The organism is Thiofilum sp. (assembly GCF_016711335.1).
Lineage (GTDB): Bacteria > Pseudomonadota > Gammaproteobacteria > Thiotrichales > Thiotrichaceae > Thiofilum.
Map to the genome: position 1 here is coordinate 1,257,114 of NZ_JADJTF010000001.1, position 18,361 is coordinate 1,275,474.

The 18,361-nt window shown below is 44.8% G+C and carries 14 protein-coding genes; 12 read left to right on the forward strand and 2 right to left on the reverse strand.

Translation table 11 applies throughout. The annotated features are described in order from the left end of the window. Nucleotide 1: 1 nt before the first annotated feature. Nucleotides 2-1,198: a DNA-processing protein DprA gene (dprA, locus tag IPL34_RS05910; protein WP_296839105.1), complete on the reverse strand. Its 1,197-nt coding sequence runs from the start codon at nucleotides 1,196-1,198 to the stop codon at nucleotides 2-4. A gap of 18 nt (nucleotides 1,199-1,216) precedes the next feature. Then, nucleotides 1,217-2,449: a LysM peptidoglycan-binding domain-containing protein gene (locus tag IPL34_RS05915; RefSeq protein WP_296839109.1), complete on the reverse strand. Its 1,233-nt coding sequence runs from the start codon at nucleotides 2,447-2,449 to the stop codon at nucleotides 1,217-1,219. A 101-nt stretch (nucleotides 2,450-2,550) separates the two neighbouring features. On the opposite strand from IPL34_RS05915, the gene def reads away from it, so the two are divergent. The 12 genes from def (at nucleotide 2,551) to glgA (ending at nucleotide 18,343) form a co-directional block, all read left to right on the forward strand. After that, complete coding sequence (def, locus tag IPL34_RS05920; protein WP_296839112.1) at nucleotides 2,551-3,099, forward strand: peptide deformylase; 549 nt, start codon at nucleotides 2,551-2,553, stop codon at nucleotides 3,097-3,099. Then, nucleotides 3,096-4,031 (forward strand): methionyl-tRNA formyltransferase, encoded by a 936-nt coding sequence (fmt, locus tag IPL34_RS05925; RefSeq protein ID WP_296839115.1) that lies wholly within the window; start codon nucleotides 3,096-3,098, stop codon nucleotides 4,029-4,031. The genes def and fmt overlap by 4 nt, the downstream gene beginning before the upstream one ends. Next, entirely contained in the window at nucleotides 4,028-5,320 is a 1,293-nt protein-coding gene (gene rsmB, locus IPL34_RS05930; RefSeq protein ID WP_296839120.1) for a 16S rRNA (cytosine(967)-C(5))-methyltransferase RsmB, read from the forward strand. The genes fmt and rsmB overlap by 4 nt, the downstream gene beginning before the upstream one ends. 12 nt (nucleotides 5,321-5,332) lie before the next feature. After that, nucleotides 5,333-5,911, forward strand: a complete 579-nt coding sequence (locus tag IPL34_RS05935; RefSeq protein ID WP_296839124.1) for a DUF4390 domain-containing protein — start codon at nucleotides 5,333-5,335, stop codon at nucleotides 5,909-5,911. Further along, nucleotides 5,896-8,094: an ATP-binding protein gene (locus tag IPL34_RS05940; RefSeq protein WP_296839128.1), complete on the forward strand. Its 2,199-nt coding sequence runs from the start codon at nucleotides 5,896-5,898 to the stop codon at nucleotides 8,092-8,094. Before IPL34_RS05935 ends, IPL34_RS05940 begins: the two co-directional genes overlap by 16 nt. Nucleotides 8,095-8,100: 6 nt before the next feature. Continuing rightward, the gene (locus IPL34_RS05945) at nucleotides 8,101-9,480 is read left to right on the forward strand and encodes a sigma-54 dependent transcriptional regulator (RefSeq protein WP_296839131.1); all 1,380 of its coding nucleotides are present in this window, start codon (nucleotides 8,101-8,103) and stop codon (nucleotides 9,478-9,480) included. Nucleotides 9,481-9,498: 18 nt separating this feature from the next. Then, the gene (trkA, locus tag IPL34_RS05950) at nucleotides 9,499-10,869 is read left to right on the forward strand and encodes a Trk system potassium transporter TrkA (protein ID WP_296839133.1); all 1,371 of its coding nucleotides are present in this window, start codon (nucleotides 9,499-9,501) and stop codon (nucleotides 10,867-10,869) included. A 47-nt stretch (nucleotides 10,870-10,916) separates the two neighbouring features. After that, the gene (locus IPL34_RS05955; RefSeq protein ID WP_296839138.1) at nucleotides 10,917-11,525 is read left to right on the forward strand and encodes a GspH/FimT family pseudopilin; all 609 of its coding nucleotides are present in this window, start codon (nucleotides 10,917-10,919) and stop codon (nucleotides 11,523-11,525) included. Nucleotides 11,526-11,629: 104 nt separating this feature from the next. Then, a complete protein-coding gene (locus tag IPL34_RS05960) occupies nucleotides 11,630-13,345 on the forward strand; it encodes a glycoside hydrolase family 57 protein (protein WP_296843041.1) in 1,716 nt (571 codons plus the stop codon). A 15-nt stretch (nucleotides 13,346-13,360) separates the two neighbouring features. Next, on the forward strand, nucleotides 13,361-14,704 hold the full coding sequence (gene malQ, locus IPL34_RS05965; RefSeq protein ID WP_296839143.1) for a 4-alpha-glucanotransferase: 1,344 nt from the start codon (nucleotides 13,361-13,363) through the stop codon (nucleotides 14,702-14,704). A gap of 31 nt (nucleotides 14,705-14,735) precedes the next feature. Further along, complete coding sequence (gene glgB / locus IPL34_RS05970) at nucleotides 14,736-16,895, forward strand: 1,4-alpha-glucan branching protein GlgB (RefSeq protein WP_296839148.1); 2,160 nt, start codon at nucleotides 14,736-14,738, stop codon at nucleotides 16,893-16,895. Then, nucleotides 16,892-18,343, forward strand: a complete 1,452-nt coding sequence (glgA, locus tag IPL34_RS05975; protein ID WP_296839152.1) for a glycogen synthase GlgA — start codon at nucleotides 16,892-16,894, stop codon at nucleotides 18,341-18,343. The genes glgB and glgA overlap by 4 nt, the downstream gene beginning before the upstream one ends. Nucleotides 18,344-18,361 lie beyond the last annotated feature (18 nt).

Consider the following 18,361-nt stretch of genomic DNA (forward strand, 5'->3'; position numbering starts at 1 on the left):
ATTACTCTCTCGGAGTTTGGCGCATATAGTGCCCGCCACCACATGCCACAACATAGCCCTGTAATTCCAACATGAGCAGAATGGAGGAAACGACTTCAGTGGTCAAGCCTGTATTAACAATTATCTGGTCGATTGGTAGGGGGCTAGAGCCTAAAGCCGACAAAATGCGTTGATGGTCTTCGTCCATATCCCACTCCATCTCGAAGGCTGCTTTAGGGCTAGGGTTGGAGGGTGAGGAGCGGCTTAGTTTACTAGAGTTTTGCTTGAGGCTAGTGCTAGTGTTCTCGTGTAAATAAGAGGCTAGTTGTGGGGCAATTTCTTCTAAAATATCTTGGGCAGTTTCGACTAATTTAGCACCTTGACGAATTAATTGATGGCATCCTTTAGCCATAGGATTATGAATGGAACCTGGTATGGCAAAAACTTCACGCCCTTGTTCCATAGCGTGTTTTGCGGTTACTAATGAGCCACTTTTAAGTGTGGCCTCCACAATCAAAGTACCGACACTAAGACCACTAATAATGCGATTGCGACGTGGGAAATGTTGGGGTAAAGGTTTAGTGCCAATAGGGTATTCGGACAAGATCAATCCTGACTGGCTAATATGCTCGGCTAGTTTGCGATTTTGGCTGGGGTAAACCATATCTAATCCAGTAGCCACCACAGCAATAGTAGCGCCGCCGCAATCAAGAGCAGCTTGATGACTGCTAGCATCGATACCTTCTGCTAAACCGCTGGTGATCGTTAGACCATGTTCGGCTAAATAAAAAGCAAACGCCCGCGCATTTTCACGCCCCTCTCGGCTAGGATTGCGGCTACCTATAATCGCTAGTTGCGGATCTTGTAATAGTGCTGTTTGCCCTACAGCAAATAGTAAGGGCGGTGGCGCATCAATATCAGTTAACAGTGTTGGGTAATGTTCATGTTCTGGCGTCAGAATATGACGATGCACCATAGCGTGATACCAAGCTAAATCGGCTTCTGCTCCCACAATAGTATCAGTGGCAGGTGTTTGGATGGCAGCGATTACGGGAGGTTTGAGGCCAGTTGTTTGTAACAACTGACCATTGACATTAAAAACGGCATCGGCTGACCCAAACTGTTGAATCAAGCGGCGCATACTCATAGGGCCTATTCCGGGGGTACGCCAGAGTTTTAGGCGTTGAAACAATTCCTGTTCATTTAGGGATGCAGTCATGCCAATACTCAATCAAGATTAGGGGTTGCCAATTTTATACCCGTTTTTAACTTCACGGGAGGCGTCCATAATCAACCCATAGCTCACCTGATGATCCGCTTTAAAAATCACCACCCGTGCCACTTGCTCAGGGGGAAGCCGAATAGCTTGTTTTTGCACAATACCGTGTTCTCCTTGGCGCGTTTGATAGGGATCGACGACTACTTTTCCTTGAGCATACACACCTAGCACATAGCCCTCATGAATCCCTTGACGCTTACCTTTATTAATCACTACTGCCATGTGATTACCCCCTAAGTACTCTACATCCATCATAGAAATGACTTCAGCCCGTACTTTTTGGGACGGTTCTGTAATAGTGGCATGGAGCTGTACCGTGTGATCTTCAAGCGGGAATACCCGATCACCATTTTGAATCTCACGCTGGCTCTCTATAACCGTAGCGGTAGTGAGTTCTCCGGTATTATTGACCTCAATAATGCCGGCTAGTACGGCTTCAATGCCTAACGAGCGTTTGCTAGTCGGGTCTTTAAGCTTTTTGTTAGGATGATAAACCGCCCAACGTTGACCCACTTGTGCGCCGCGCAAATTACGCACATAGATTTTTTGCTCTTGCGTAATTAAGAGTGAGTTATCTTGTGAAGCAACAATATAGGGCGCTTGTTTCACTTGTGCAGCGCTGAGCACTTTAGGCCAGAAGGTAAACGCCGCGAGAGTGCTAATAGGTTCGCCTAGAATAGACTCTTGAGTACGCTCAATCCGAATCCGGGGTTTGAGTTTAATCGTATTGGCATCCGCTTCATCGCCGCTCCCCTTGCTAAGAGCTTTGCCGTTATAACTCAATAAACCATTTTCTAAACGGATCACATCCCCCGGATAAATCAAGTGGGGATTTTTGATCTCGCGGTTATTATCCCAGATTTCCGGCCAGCGCCAGGGGTGCTTGAGGAATTTGCCTGCAATGTCCCATAAGGTATCGCCTTTTTTTACCGTATAGCTCTCTGGCGCATTAGGGTTTAGCTCTAGTGAGGACGAGCGTTGGGGCGTATCCCAATCATCCTGAGGAATAGAGCTTACAAAGGTATCACTATTTGAGGCATGATTAGAGGGATTACTTTGGGGTTGGCCATAATATCGGTCATAATTGGGGTTAACAACGGGTGTTTCGCTATAGTTTTTTGCTGTGGTACAACCCACTAATGCGACACCCATAACACACGTTAACCATAAGGTATTCAGATCACGTAACATGATTTAGATCCTTGTCGTTATTATTGGAGTGGATTAATCCCGCATGATACTTGACCCAATAGGCGACAACATCTCTTCCAGACTTTCGGTAATTGAACATTATGACATTATTAACGATTTTACATCATCCCGATCCGCGCTTACGCAAAAAGGCTGCACCGATAAAAGAGGTTACACCCGCCTTGCAGCAAACCCTCGATAATATGTTGGAAACTATGTATGCCGCCCCGGGTATCGGCTTAGCGGCGACCCAAGTGAATCTTCATCAACGTATGATTGTGATTGATATATCAGAAACCAAAGATCAGCCACTCTTTATAATTAATCCAGAGATTCTGCATAAAGAGGGTTCGATAGAATATGAGGAAGGCTGTTTATCCGTTCCGGAGTATTACGATAAGGTCACTCGTGCGGAAAAAATTAAAGTACGCTTTTTAAACCGTGAGGGTGAGGTGGTTGAAAGGGAAGCTGAGGGCTTATTAGCTATTTGTATTCAGCATGAAATGGATCATTTAGAGGGCAAGCTTTTTGTCGACTATCTATCGACCTTAAAACAACAGCGAGTACGTAAAAAACTCGAAAAGCTGGCTAAAAATCCTCCCTCACCCTCTAAGGCTAATGAACCGGTAGCGCAGGCGGTTAATCAATGAGTTGGGGCTTACGTGTTGTATTTGCGGGAACTCCCGAATTTGCTGTGCCTGCCTTACAAGCACTCATCCAATCCCGTCATACAGTAGTAGCGGTGTATACCCAACCAGATCGACCCGCAGGGCGGGGGCGTAAACTCATGCCTAGCCCCGTCAAACAAGTAGCCTTGGCTCATAGTATTCCCGTAGAGCAGCCTGCATCGCTTAAGAGTATGGAGGTGCAGCACCTATTAGAGCAGTACCAAGCCGATGTAATGGTGGTAGCGGCTTATGGTCTGATTTTACCGCAGCGAGTATTAGATATTCCGCGCTATGGTTGCTTGAATATTCACGGTTCTTTACTACCGCGCTGGCGGGGGGCCGCACCGATTCAACGTGCTATTGAGGCGGGAGATAAAGAAACAGGGGTTACGATTATGCAAATGGCAGCCGGTTTAGATACAGGGGATATGCTGCTAAAAACCCATTGCGCCATTACCTCAACCTCCACCGGACAAAGTATTCACGATCAATTAGCTCAGGATGGGGCTGTAGCCTTAATCCAAGTATTAGAACAGGTATGTACCGATACTTTGCGCCCAGAACAGCAAAATGATGCACTAGCCACCTATGCCCACAAATTGACTAAAGCTGAGGCCTTAATTGACTGGTCGCAATCGGCACTAGAGATTGATCGTAAGATTCGAGCGTTTGATGCTTATCCTACTGCTTATACCTTATATAAAGGCGAACCATTGCGCTTTTTTAATTCAGAAGTGTTAGAGCTAAGTACTCAAGCACCCGCAGGGAGTGTTATTGCTGAAAGTAAAGCGGGGATTGATATAGCAGCGGGTCAGGGGGTAGTGCGAATTTTGCGCTTACAAATGGCTGGGGGCAAACCCCTAACGGCCGCAGACTTTATTAATGCTCGTTCCCTACTAGGAGAACACTTTTGAATACCCGCGCTATCGCAGCTCAATTGCTTCAACAGGTGTTAGTGCAACATCATTCTTTAACTGAAGTATTACAATCCCCTAAGCTACAAGCCCTAGAAGCGCGTGATCAAGGTTTAGTGCGCGATTTATGTTTTGGTTGCATGCGTTGGCATGAGCGCTTGAGTGCCATTTTAAAGCAGCTCATGAGTAAGCCTCTCAAAGCTACTGATAAAGATATTGAGTGCGCCTTACGCATAGGACTCTATCAAATACTATATCAACGTACTCCTGAACATGCCTGCGTGAGTGAGGCGGTCAACGCTACGAAAGACTTAAAAAAACCTTGGGCAGGCAAGTTAGTGAATGGGGTGCTACGTACTTTTTTACGGGAGCGCGAGCGTATTTTAGATCAGGTCGATACTAAGCCTAGTACACGTTATGCTTTTCCTGAGTGGTTATTAGCACAGCTACAAAAAGCTTATCCACAAGAGTGGGAGGCAATCGTCCAAGCCAGTAATGAACATCCTCCCTTTACTCTGCGCATTAATCAAACCCAATTGAGTACCGAGCGCTATCAGAGTCTATTAGCCGAAGCGGGGATTGCGTCCACGCTCGTTGAGGCAGTGCCTAGTGCTTTAGTTCTGAATCAAGCGTTAGCCGTCAATAGTTTGCCTCAATTTGCTGAGGGTACTGTATCGGTTCAAGATGCAGCAGCTCAATTAGCTGTACAATTACTTGCACCACAAGCGGGTGAGTCAGTCTTAGATGCTTGTGCCGCACCGGGGGGCAAAACCGGACATTTATTAGAGGCAGCTCCTCAGTTAAAAGTATTAGCTTTAGATTCGAGTGCTAAACGTTTAGAGCAAGTGACACAAAACTTACAGCGCTTAAAATTTAAGGCTGAGATTAAAGCAGCGGATGCAGGTGATTTAAATAGTTGGTGGGATGGTAAACCCTTTGATCGTATTTTATTGGATGCTCCTTGTTCAGCAACGGGTGTGATCAGACGTCACCCTGATATTAAATATTTACGTAAAGCCAGCGATATTGCAGCCTTACAAACCGAACAAGCACGGCTATTAACCGCTTTATGGGATACTTTAACAGTCGGTGGGGTATTATTATATGTGACTTGCTCTATTTTACCCGCTGAGAATCAAGAGCAAATCCAAGCATTTTTAGCCAAAACGCCTAATGCTCAATTAGAGCCTTTGGCGCTGAATATCGGTAAGGGGAAAGTAGGGCGACAGTTAGTGCCCGGTGAATATGGCATGGATGGTTTTTATTATGCTTTATTACGCAAAACCTAGGGCAGATAGGTAATGAGTACGCGACCATTATTAATGCAAGTAGTGTGGTGCTGGCTATTATTGAGCGGGCTACTATGGGGTGGTCCTGCTAAAGCGGCAGATGAGATTTTACTTAAAGAGTTTGTGATTACTACCCCGGAAAAACCTACACAATTAGTGGCTAATGTGAGCTTTGATTATCAGTTGAATAGCTATTTGCGTGAGGGCTTATTAAACGGAGTAACCTTAAAGCAAACGATTAGTTTTGATTTAGTCTGGGAAAGCCTATGGCTTTGGAATACGACCAGACCTTTGGATAAAGTCGAAACTGAATTACAATATCATGCCCTGAGTAAGCACTATCAATTAGAGCGGCTAGATACACAAGAACATTGGAATTTTACGTCCTTAGCTTCGGCGTTAGATTATATGGGATCGTTGGTTAATCATAAATTACCTGCTTTACCACCGAATACTTTAGGCACTAATGCGGCAGTTGTTATTAAAGTAACGCTTGCCCCTAAATCTCCGGTATTACCTTTAAAATTACGCTTATTATTTACCGATGATTATGCTATTGAAAGTCAGGGGGTTAAGTGGCCATTACCTTAACTAAATGGATCAAGCAATGGCTACCGGTTATTATTATATTAGCTTTATTGGTAGTTTCATTATATTTAGTTAATCTCACCACCATCAATCCTACCAGCAGTGAGCAGTATGGTGATTTTCTCATTTATTTAAATGGGTTTATCTTAGTCATTCTAATCATAGCCGTTTTTTCTAATTTATTACGTGCTATCTATCAGTGGTATACTCATCAGGCAGGCTCGCGCTTTACTATTCGTTTAATGACGGGTTTTGTTTTTCTAACGCTTTTACCTTTGATAGTGGTCTCTTTTTTCTCAATGAATTTTATTGGTCAACGCATTGATCGTTGGTTTGATGTTAGAATTGAGCGTGCTTTAGAAGATAGCGTTGATTTAAGCCGTATTTCTTTAGAAACCCGCAATCAACAACATTTATATGAACTAAAGCGTTTAGCAAATAGTATTCAAGATAAGTCGCGCACTACTATTTTAGAGTTAGTCGACGATTGGCGTTATGAAACCCAAGCTCAAGAGGTAGTACTATTTGGTCAGGATGGGCGTTTTGAAGCCACCAGTGTGGGCAATATGGCGACACTGATTCCGCAATTTCCTGCACAAGATTTGTATTATGAGCTAGAACAATTAGATAGTTATTATCATTTAGAACCAGTTGGTGAGGATGATTTATTTTCGCGGGTGGCAGTAAAGGTTAATTATAGCTTTGATGGTGAGATCAATAGACAAGGGGTATTAACTGCTTTATTTCCCATTTCTGAGTATGAAAAATCATTAGCGCGTAGTGTGGATATTGCACAGAAAGAATATAAAGAACTACGGTTTCAGCGTGAATTAATTAAAGATTCATTTCGTTTAACTCTATTTGTCATTATGGTGTTAACGGTCTTATTTGCTTTATGGGCAGCGTTTGTGTTCTCAAGACGGTTAACCAATCCGGTCAGAGTATTGGTGGAAGGTACTTTAGCGGTTGCGGCAGGTGATTTAGATAAAAAACTTCCGGTATTAGAGCGGGATGATTTTAGTTCTTTGGCGCGTTCATTTAATACCATGACTCGGCGGCTATCGGCAGCACAGCAAGAGCGTGAACAAGCACGGCGTCAATTACAACAAGAGCATGATTATTTATTTGTAGTTTTGGAGCATCTGACTTCTGGGGTTATTACCTTAGATGATCAACTGGTGATTCAACGCATCAATAGTGCGGCGAGTACTATTTTAGAATTGCCTTTGCAGCAATTTGTAGGCAAAACTTTGCAAGAGGCAGCCCAATGCTGTAATGAAATAGCGCCTTTAGTACAAGTAGTACAACCTTATCTAAAAATCGATACGACTGAATGGCAGGCTGAAGTGCATTTAGAGTTTAAGGGTAAGCGGCGTACTTTAGCCTGTCGCGGTGCGGGATTACCCCGTGATACAGAACAGCTAGGTTATGTTTTGGTTTTTGATGATATTAGTGAGCTGATTCAAGCTGAGCATGATGCCGCTTGGAGTGAGGTAGCTCGGCGCTTGGCTCATGAGATTAAAAACCCACTCACGCCTATTCAGTTATCTGCTGAACGTTTAGCCCGTAAGCTCAAGCACGAATTGAATGAAGAGTCGGGGCAATTTTTGGTGCGTATGACGCATACGATAGTGCAACAAGTGGACGCGCTAAAAAGTATGGTGAATGCGTTTAGTGAGTATGCCAAAGCCCCCGCTCTCGTTTTGCAAGACGCTGATCTAAATCAATTGGTGCTGAATGTAGTAGATTTGTATCGTACTAATGAGCAACAGGTTACCCTTAATACCTCTTTACAATTACACCAGCGGGTGCGTGTCGATGTGAATCGCATGCGTCAGCTCTTGGTGAATCTAATTAAAAATGCGCTAGAGGCAATTAGTGAGCATAGTGAGCAGGGACTAGAAGCAGTCATTACCCTTAGTACTCAAGAGGTCACTGTGAAGGGGCAACACTTTGCTGAATTAGTGGTACGAGATAGTGGTCCTGGGATTAATCCAGAATTATTGCCTAAACTCTTTGATCCTTATGTTACTACTAAGCATAAAGGAACTGGATTGGGCTTAGCGATTGTGAAAAAGATTGTAGAAGAACATGGCGGGCAAATCAGCGCCCACAATCATGAAGTAAAAGGCGCTATGATTACTCTATTAATACCTATTCGAGCGCCACAACTGCGAGGAGTGTAACGAGCAATGAGCACAGCTTTTATTTTAGTGGTGGATGATGAACCCGATATTCGTCAATTAGTCAGCGAAATTCTCGAAGATGAGGGCTATCGAGTAGAGACAGCCGATAGCGCTGAATCAGCCCGTGAAATCTACCGTAAACGGCGTCCTGATCTAGTGTTATTAGATATTTGGATGCCCGGCATGGATGGTATTTCGCTCTTGAAAGAATGGCGTGATACCAATGCCTTAATAGGTTCAGTGATTATGATGTCGGGTCATGGAACCATTGAAACGGCTGTTGAAGCCACTAAGCTTGGAGCCTACGATTTCATCGAAAAACCGCTCTCACTGGCAAAAATGCTCCTCACCATTAGTAATGCCCTACGCACCAGCCAACTAGAACAAGAAAATAAAGGTTTAAAGCGCCAAGTATTAGCTATTAATGATTGGGTAGGCTCTAGTCAAGTGATGCAAACCTTACGTGAACAAGCCAAGCGTATTGCCCAGCATTATAATCGCATATTGCTCTATGGTGAGCCGGGGGTAGGCAAACAATCCTTTGCCCGCTATATCCACGAGCAAAGTACACGCCGTGAGCGTCCCTTCATTAAGACTAATTTAGCCTCGATTGGGCAACAAGATAGCTGCAAATTACTGTTTGGTAGTCAAGACGCTAACAAAACTCACTATGGACTCTTAGATGAGGCAAATGGCGGTACTTTGTTACTCGCTGAAATCACTGAGTTATCCCTCAGTTGTCAACAGCGCTTATTGAGTGCGTTGCAAGAAAATCGCTTTTTACGCATGGGTAGTACCACTGATTGGGTGGAACTAGATATTAATCTCATTGTTTCCTCCTCTTATGACCTTGCTGACGATATACAAGCAGGCTTGTTGAGTAGTGATTTATATTATTTACTCAATGCCTTACCGCTAGTGATTCCGCCGCTCCGTGAGCATGCCGAAGATGTACCTGAGCTACTAAATTACTATGTGAATTTATTAACCGCTCAGGATGGTTTGCCCTATCGCCATTTCACCTTGTCGGCTCAGAACTTCCTGCGCAATCATCGTTGGCCGGGCAATATCCGTGAGCTACGTAATTTAGTACAACGCTTATTAATCTTAGGTACTGAGGTGGAAATTACTCAGGATGAAGTGGAAGAGGCCTTGGGTGCTCCCGTTCCCGTCTATTCCCAAGAGTTGAGTGGCACGCCAGAGACACTGTTTGATTTACCGCTTAGGCAAGCACGCGAACAGTTTGAACACGATTATCTGGTGTACCAACTCAAGCAAGCCGATGGCAATGTGAGTAAATTAGCCGAGCAAGTGCGCATGGAGCGGACTCATCTGTATCGTAAGATGCGTGCTTTAGGGGTCGACCCCAAAAAGTATAGCCGTTAAGAGAATCATAAGAGTGCTATGAAAATTCTAATTTTAGGGGCGGGACAAGTCGGTCGGTCAGTAGCTGCCGTACTGACGCATGAAGATAATGACATTACTATTGTTGATACCAATGCAGCGGTAATGCGTGAATTACGCGAAAAGCTAGATGTGCGCACCGAGGTAGGACAAGCGTCCTATCCACGCGTCTTAGAGCGGGCAGGGATTCAAGACGCGGATATGATTATTGCGGTCACGAATAGTGATGAGATTAATATGGTGGCGTGTCAGGTCGCTCAAACCCTATACCGTACCCCCACTAAAATTGCACGTATCCGCTCCTCGCACTATTTAGAGCAACCGCGTTTATTTGGTAGTCATGCCGTACCGATTGATGTGTTAATCAGTCCAGAGCAATTAGTTACTGAGCATATTTTTCGTCTCATTTCTCACCCCGGAGCCTTACAGGTACTCAGTTTTGCGGAAGGCAAAGTACAATTAGTAGCGGTTAAAGCTCTCTCTGGTGGGTCTTTAATTGGTCATCGTCTCTCGGAAATTCATGAACATATGCCCGGTATTAAAGGGCGGGTCGCGGCTTTATTCCGCAAAGGGAAGGTGATTCAAGATTTTGAGCAGACTATCTTAGAAGAAAATGATGAGGTCTTTTTCATTGCAAGCCCTAAGCATATTCGCTCGATTATTAGTGAGTTACGTAAATTAGATAAACCCTATAAACGTATTGTACTCGCGGGGGGCGGGAATATTGGTAATCGTTTGGCACGTTTACTAGAAGGAGCTAAATATCAAGTTAAAATTATTGAAAAAGATCCAGAGCGGGCTTCTAAGTTAGCCGAGCGCTTAGATAAAACGATTGTGCTAGAAGGGGATGTCGCTGATGAGGATCTATTGGTTGAAGAGGGCATTGATAGTACCGATGTCTTTGTAGCGATTACCAATGACGATGAAGCTAATATTCTATCTTCGATGTTGGCTAAGCGTTTAGGTGCACGGCGGGTGATGTGTTTGATTAATCGTTTGAGCTATGCCGATTTAGTGGAAAGTAATATCGATGTAGCCGTTTCTCCCCAGCAAATTACTATTGGTGCGTTACTAGCGCATATTCGCCGTGGCGATATTGTAGCGGTGCATTCCTTGCGGCGCGGTGTTTCAGAGGCGATTGAAGTGGTAGCGCATGGTGATATGAAAACCTCGCGGGTAGTGGGGCGACGCTTAGATGATCTAAAACTGCCTCCAGGGACTACGGTGGGGGTTTTGATCAGGGGCGATGAATTAATGTTTGATAATGAAACCATTATTGAGGATGGTGATCATGTGATTATGTTTGTTGCAGACAAGCGGTATATTGCGACGGTAGAAAAGCTGTTTCAGGTGGGGATACATTTCTTTTAAGCGTGTATAATGCGCCTTAATCATAAATAACAATAATTGAGTGCTATATGCCAAAACAGATGCAAGGGGTGACTCTGGTAGAGCTAATGATTGCTCTAGTGCTACTGAGTATATTAGTTGCTATAGCAGCGCCCAATTTAAAAGAGTTTTCTGAACGCAATCGCGTGACCGCTGCTACTAATCAAATGCTGTCTTATTTAAGCTTAGCGCGAAGTGAAGCGGCTAAGCGTAATTACAATGTGGTGCTATGTATTCGTAACACTGAGGGTACGGGCTGTGATACGGGTGGTACTGACTATTCTCAAGGGGTTTTGATCTTTGTCGATTATGCGGATCGTACCAATACAGCTAACAATACTTATGATGGCACTACCATTAAGTATGATTTGGATTTTGACGATGCTCCTGATAGCTATGAAGAAATTATTTTCCTCTCTGAACCGATCACCTCCACCTATAAAATTGTAAGTAACCGTCCGGGAAATAATCCAACGGTTATTCCCTTTGCTCCTAATGGAGCAGTGGCTTCAGGAACCAAAACATTTGCTCTGCAAACCCTCACGAAAGAGGATAATACCCTGAAAAGACGTATTGTATTTAATATGGCGGGTAGGATGCGGGCGTGTACGGTAGCAGAGGGGCAGACGAGCTGCTAGATAAAAGGTATTTGGGGCGATATAAGTCAATCATAGTTTTCTCGTGCTAACTTCGTTATGCTGATAGGAGCATAATCCCGCACCCAGTATGAGGAAGTTAGATGATGAGTGGTCCATTAAATGTTGTCTTATGTTGGCATATGCATCAGCCTTGGTATCGAGATGGGCTAAAAGGCCCCTATCGTTTACCTTGGGTTTACTTACATGCCATTAAAGATTACAGCGATATGGCTGCTCATTTAGAGCGTTACCCTGCCATGCGAGCTGTGGTGAATTTCGCCCCTGTACTATTAGAGCAATTAGATGACTATGCTCAGCAATTACAAAACTTTTTAAAGCATGGCACACCCTTACAAGACCGCTTATTAAATTTATTAGCGGGTATTGAGCCTATTCCTACTGATGAGGCTGGTAGAGCCGCACTCTTAGCCGATTGCCAGCGCTGTTATGCGCCGCGCATGATCGAGCCTTATCCTGCTTTTGCTGCCTTATTGAAGTGGACCAATAAAAAGTCCGAACCTGATACTAATGTGTGCTCAGTGCCACTGAACTATTTAGGCGAGCAATATTTCGTTGATGTCTTAGTGTGGTATCACCTAGTGTGGCTAGGTTACTCTGAGCGTCAACAGGCTTTAGTCCAAGAGCTAATGGCACAAAAAAATCAGTTCAGTGTGGTGCAGCGTCGTGAATTGCTGAAACTGATGCAAACCTGTATTCAAGGTTTAATCCCACGCTACAAAGCGCTAGCGGATAATGGGCAGATAGAACTCTCTATGACGCCCTATATGCATCCGATTATACCCCTCCTCAATGATTTCACTAATATGCGTGATGCTTTGCCGGATGCTCCTGCGCCCGAAGCTGAGACTTATCCGCAAGGGGTAGCACGTTCACGCTGGCATTTAGAGCAAGGTATCGCGGTATTTGAACGTTATTTTGGGCGCAAGCCGCAAGGGGTGTGGTTATCCGAAGGTGGAGTGAGCGAGGATGCATTAGCCCTATTAGATGAGCTACATATACGCTGGACGGCCTCAGGTGAGGGGGTGTGGGGTAAAAGCTGTGAGTTATCCGGTATTACGGGTGAGGATATTACGTCCAAACGAGCTTTATTCCAAAGCTATCAACAAGTCGATCACCAAGTAAAATTATTTTTCCGTGATGATGGTCTATCGGATTTAATCGGTTTTAAATATGGCACTGTAGAGGCTGAGGTTGCCGCCGATGACTTTGTAGGACATTTAAAAAATATTGCTAAATTCTTAGGTAAATCAGCGGCTAAACAAGTAGTCTCCGTTATTTTAGATGGTGAGAATGCTTGGGAGTATTATCCTGATAATGCATACCACTTCCTTGATGCTTTATATCATCAGCTAACTACTACTCCTGAAATTAAAATCACTACCTTTAGTGCACTAACTAAATTACCCGCACATCCCTTACCACGCTTGAGTGCTGGTAGTTGGGTTTATGGTTCTTTCTCGACTTGGATTGGTTCAGCCGATAAAAATCGTGCATGGGATTATTTAGTTGCCGCCAAACAAGCCTATGATCAGGCTATTCTAAAAGGTGCATTAAGTAGTGAGCGTTTTGAGCAAGCAACCCAGCAATTAGCGGTATGTGAAGGATCGGATTGGTTCTGGTGGTTTGGTGATTATAATCCCTCCGATAGTGTCAGTGACTTTGAAACCCTTTATCGTCATCAGCTCAAAGCCCTGTATCAGTTATTAGGTCAAGTGCCTCCTGCCTATTTAGATTTGCCTTTGTCACAAGGTGGGGGCGGGGCTGAAAATGCGGGAACCATGCGTCGGAATGTCGATTAGTAGGAGTGTCATTACATGAGTTTGGTAACGTTGCCACAGCGTGAGGCAGGAGTTTTATTGCATCCTTCTTCCTTACCATCGGGTTGTCTAGATGCCGATGCCTATCGTTGGTTAGATTGGTTAGCGTCTGCCCACTTTAAGGTGTGGCAAGTACTACCCTTAGGTGTGCCCTTAGCGGGTTTATCACCCTATTTATGTGCCTCTGCTTTTGCTTTAAATCCTACTCTGTTTCCTAAGCAAGCGGTGGATTTAGGAGCTTTTGAGTCATGGTATGCACGGCAAGCGCATTGGATTGATGATTTTGCTTTATTTATGGCGCTTAAGACCGAGTATCCGGCTGCTGATTGGTCGCATTGGCCTGCTGAATATGCACAACGTGATCCACAAGCCCTACTGAAGTTTAAGCAAGCTCACCGAACTGCAATCGATGCTTTGATTCAAGCACAATATAATTATTGGGCGCAGTGGCAAGCGCTGCGGGCTTATGCTAGTCAGCGTGGTATTCGCTTATTTGGCGATATGCCTATTTTTGTCGCCTATGACAGTGCGGATGTATGGGCACACCCCGAACGTTTTCGTTTAGATGAGCAGGGGCGACCTCAAGTTGTGGCAGGTGTGCCGCCTGATTATTTCTCAGAAACGGGGCAGCGTTGGGGTAATCCACATTATGATTGGGATTATATGCAGCAAGAAAACTTTCAATGGTGGCGTGAGCGTCTCAGTTACCATTTTGAGTGTTTTGATTTGGTGCGTATTGATCACTTTAGAGGCTTAGAGGCGGCTTGGGAAATTCCAGTTGAGGAGCCTACCGCGATTAAGGGTGAGTGGGGCAAAGTGCCCGGAGACCAATTACTCAGTGCCTTACAAACCACTATGGGTAATTTACCTTTAGTGGCTGAGGATTTGGGGGTGATTACGCCAGAAGTGATCGCACTGCGCGATGGGTTTAATTTACCCGGTATGGCAATTCTCCAATTCGCCTTTGATCATTTTGCTGATAATCCCCATAAGCCAGAAAATGTGCACGAAAACGTGGTGTATTACAGTGGCACGCATGACAACGATACCTTAGTGGGCTGGTATCAGAGTTTAGAGGCTGAGCAACGAGAAGTTGTAATGCAAGCGCTTTGGCTAGATAATGATGCCCATATCATAGAAGCTTTAATGGCCACACTGTTAGCCAGCCGTGCACAGTTAGCGATGTTGCCTTGGCAGGATTTATTAAAGCTCGATAGCACCGCTCGGATGAATACCCCCGGAACCACTGTTGGCAATTGGACGTGGCAGTTTTCTTGGAGCGATGTCCCGCGCGATTTAGCCACTACTTGGAAAACTAAATTGCAGCAACATAAACGATAAACTTTACAAAAACAGCACTGGGAGGTGGGTGATGGACGACTATTTAAAGCGCTTGCAATTAGGAGTGCTACACGACCCCTTTAATGTACTAGGCTGGCATGAAACCTCTAAGGGTTGGGTACTGCGTACTTTTATGCCTGCTGCCGAACAAGTGAAAGCAGCAGGTCATTTAATGACGCGTGTTCCCGATACCGACTGTTTTGAACTGACTACTTTAGCCTATGAACCTGCTCAAGCTCACCCCTTATTAGAGTGGCAAGATAAAGCCCAACAGGAGTGGCATACCACTTATTGTCCCTATACCTTTATTCCTCACTTGGGTGAGTTAGATCTGCATTTATTTAATGAAGGTCGGCATCAACAGCTCTGGAAAGTATTAGGCTCTAGAGTATTAGAGCGTGATGGCATATTAGGCACTCAATTTGCGGTGTGGGCTCCCTCTGTACAACGTGTGAGTGTGGTAGGTGATTTTAATGAATGGGATGGACGCCGCCACCCCATGCGCTCACGCGGCGAATCAGGGGTATGGGAATTATTCATTCCGCTACTTGAAGCGGGTGCTTCGTATAAGTATGAAATCCTAACCCGCTCTGGCGCTTTATTACGTAAGACCGATCCTTATGCTCAGCAGATGTTTTTGCGCCCAGAAACTACCTCGTGTGTGCCCACCCCAGAGGTATATGAATGGCAAGATCAGGCATGGATTAGTGCACGCGAACAATGGAATTGGCAACAGCAACCCATGAGCATTTATGAGGTGCATGCGGGTTCTTGGAAGCGTCATCCTGATCAACGTTTTTATTTATGGCGCGAGTTAGCCGATACCCTTATTCCTCACGTAAAAGGCTTGGGTTATACCCATATTGAATTGCTGCCCATCTCTGAACATCCGCTCGATGAATCGTGGGGCTATCAGGTATCCGGTTACTATGCGCCTTCGGCGCGTTTTGGTACGCCTGATGATTTTCGTTATTTCGTTGATCAATGCCATCAGCATGATATAGGGGTATTACTGGATTGGGTTCCGGCGCATTTCCCTAAAGATGAATTTGCTCTTGCACGCTTTACTGGCGAGCCTTTATATGAGTATGCCGATGCTCGCAAAGGCGAACATCAAGATTGGGGCACTTTGATTTTTGATTATGGACGCAATGAAGTTAAAAACTTCCTGATTGCCAATGCGTTGTTTTGGATTGAAGAATTTCATATTGATGGACTGCGTGTGGATGCGGTGGCGTCTATGCTTTATCTCGACTATTCGCGCAAACACGGTGAATGGGTTCCTAATCAATACGGCGGGCGCGAGCATTTAGAAGCGATTGCCTTTTTACGTGAATTAAATGTGCTAGTGCACGAAAAATTCCCCGGTACGGTGACAATTGCTGAAGAGTCTACCTCTTGGCCTGCGGTGTCGCGCCCCGTCTATATCGGCGGTTTAGGTTTCTCTATGAAGTGGAATATGGGCTGGATGAATGACAATCTGTCCTATATCAAGTTTGATCCTATTTATCGCAAGCACCATCACAATTATCTGACCTTTGGGCAAATGTATGCTTTTAGCGAAAACTTTGTCCTACCCCTTTCGCATGATGAGGTCGTGCATTTAAAGCGTAGTATGCTGGATAAAATGCCCGGCGATGTGTGGCAAAAGTTTGCGAATTTGCGTCTATTCTATCTCTGGCAATACACGAATCCGGGCAAAAAACTGCTGTTTATGGGCGGTGAGTTTGGGCAGTGGACGGAGTGGTCGGAAAAGCATGAGCTAGATTGGAGCTTATGTGCTTATCCTAATCATGATGGTATTCAAGCCTTAATTGCCGATTTGAATCGTCTGTATCAGGCTGAGCCAGCATTGCATCAATATGATTTTGATGCGCAAGGCTTTAGTTGGTTAGATTGCAATGATGCTGAGCATTCGATGCTGAGCTTTATACGTAAAGCGGATGATCCCAAAGAGAGCGTTATTGTTATTCTCAATTTTACCCCCGTGCCGCGTTATGGGTATCGGGTGGGTGTACCACTAGAGGCGCATTATCAAGAAATTATGAATAGTGATTCGAGTTATTACGCCGGTAGTAATTGTGGTAATGGGGGAGTACTGCCCAGTGAGCATCATTCTTGCATGGGATTAGAGTATTCAGTGGTATTAACTATTCCACCCTTGGGTGGCTTGATCTTAAAAGCAGTATGAACGTTTTATTTGCCAGTAGTGAAGTATTCCCTCTGATTAAAACCGGTGGTTTAGCCGATGTTGCCTATAGCTTGCCGCAAGCATTGCAAGCTCAAGGCGCGGATGTGCATTTAGTGTTACCTGCCTATCGCCAAGTATTGGAAAAGGTCAAAAGTACCTCGATTGCGGGTTGGCTCTATGTGCAAGGCTCGCATGGTTATTACCATATGGTACGTATCTTGAATTGTGAACCAGAAGGGTTTAATTGCAAGGTGCTATTAGTGGATTGCCCAGCCCTGTTTGATCGCGTGGGTAATCCTTATAACCACCCGCATGGTTATGATTGGCCGGATAATGCAGAACGCTTTACCGTATTCGCACGGGTGATCTGTGAGTTAGCTAACGATACGCTGCACACGGGCTGGAAACCGGATGCTATTCATTTAAATGACTGGCAAACGGGTTTAGTGCCTGCACTATTAGAGGGCTATGCGTATAAACCACGCACCTTATTTACCATTCATAATCTTGCGTATATTGGTTATTACTCGCGTGAAACCTTTGATCATTTAGGTTTAGCGTGGCATTGGTGGTCAGCAGAAGGGATGGAATTTCACCAAGGTTTTTCTATGCTCAAAGCGGGCATTGTATATGCCGATACCATCACCACGGTGAGTCCGACCTATGCACGCGAAATCTGTACCCCTGAATTTGGCTATGGTTTAGATGGCTTATTACGCTCACGCCATTATAAATTGCACGGCATTTTAAATGGGGTCGATACCCATGTGTGGAACCCTACTACTGATCCGTATATAGCGAAGAACTATACGGTGGAAACGGTGACTAAAGGCAAACAAGCGAATAAACAAGCGCTGTTAAAACACTTTGGGATCACCGATAAAGCGGCACTCAAACAACCTTTGTTTGGTTTGGTGAGTCGCCTTGTGGAGCAAAAGGGTATTGATCTCGTTATTCAAGCGATTCAAGTGATGTTGCGGGATAGTGATGCGCGTTTTTGCTTAATTGGTAGTGGACAGGGTTATTACGAGGGACGGTTACGGGAGTTAGCAGCGCACTATCCTGAGCGCGTCATGGTTTATATTGGCTATAACGAAGAGCTAGCCCACCAACTAGAAGCGGGGGTCGATATGTTTTTAATGCCCTCACGCTTTGAACCGTGTGGCTTAAATCAAATGTATAGCCTGAATTATGGTACACCTCCGATTGTGTACTTTACCGGAGGCTTGGCTGATACCGTGGTGAATTCAACACCCACTACTTTAGAAGAGCAGCAAGCTACAGGTTTTGTGTTTTATGAAATCAGTTGGTCAGCATTATTAAATACCATGCGTTATGCCTGCGAGTTATATCGCCAGCCTAAAGTATGGTTGGGGATTCAACAGGCGGGTATGCGCCAAGATTTTTCATGGGCCAATAGTGCAGCGCGTTATTTAGCGTTGTATTAATTTTTAATAGGATTGAAG

What these genes read in the sequence shown, in the direction of transcription:
- IPL34_RS05955 (WP_296839138.1), top strand. Translation starts at nt 10,917, where the DNA reads ATGCCAAAACAGATGCAAGGGGTGACTCTGGTAGAGCTAATGATTGCT.
- glgA (WP_296839152.1), top strand. Translation starts at nt 16,892, where the DNA reads ATGAACGTTTTATTTGCCAGTAGTGAAGTATTCCCTCTGATTAAAACC.
- fmt (WP_296839115.1), top strand. Translation starts at nt 3,096, where the DNA reads ATGAGTTGGGGCTTACGTGTTGTATTTGCGGGAACTCCCGAATTTGCT.
- IPL34_RS05915 (WP_296839109.1), bottom strand. Translation starts at nt 2,449, where the DNA reads ATGTTACGTGATCTGAATACCTTATGGTTAACGTGTGTTATGGGTGTC.
- def (WP_296839112.1), top strand. Translation starts at nt 2,551, where the DNA reads ATGACATTATTAACGATTTTACATCATCCCGATCCGCGCTTACGCAAA.
- IPL34_RS05945 (WP_296839131.1), top strand. Translation starts at nt 8,101, where the DNA reads ATGAGCACAGCTTTTATTTTAGTGGTGGATGATGAACCCGATATTCGT.
- trkA (WP_296839133.1), top strand. Translation starts at nt 9,499, where the DNA reads ATGAAAATTCTAATTTTAGGGGCGGGACAAGTCGGTCGGTCAGTAGCT.
- IPL34_RS05960 (WP_296843041.1), top strand. Translation starts at nt 11,630, where the DNA reads ATGAGTGGTCCATTAAATGTTGTCTTATGTTGGCATATGCATCAGCCT.
- IPL34_RS05935 (WP_296839124.1), top strand. Translation starts at nt 5,333, where the DNA reads ATGAGTACGCGACCATTATTAATGCAAGTAGTGTGGTGCTGGCTATTA.
- malQ (WP_296839143.1), top strand. Translation starts at nt 13,361, where the DNA reads ATGAGTTTGGTAACGTTGCCACAGCGTGAGGCAGGAGTTTTATTGCAT.
- glgB (WP_296839148.1), top strand. Translation starts at nt 14,736, where the DNA reads ATGGACGACTATTTAAAGCGCTTGCAATTAGGAGTGCTACACGACCCC.
- dprA (WP_296839105.1), bottom strand. Translation starts at nt 1,198, where the DNA reads ATGACTGCATCCCTAAATGAACAGGAATTGTTTCAACGCCTAAAACTC.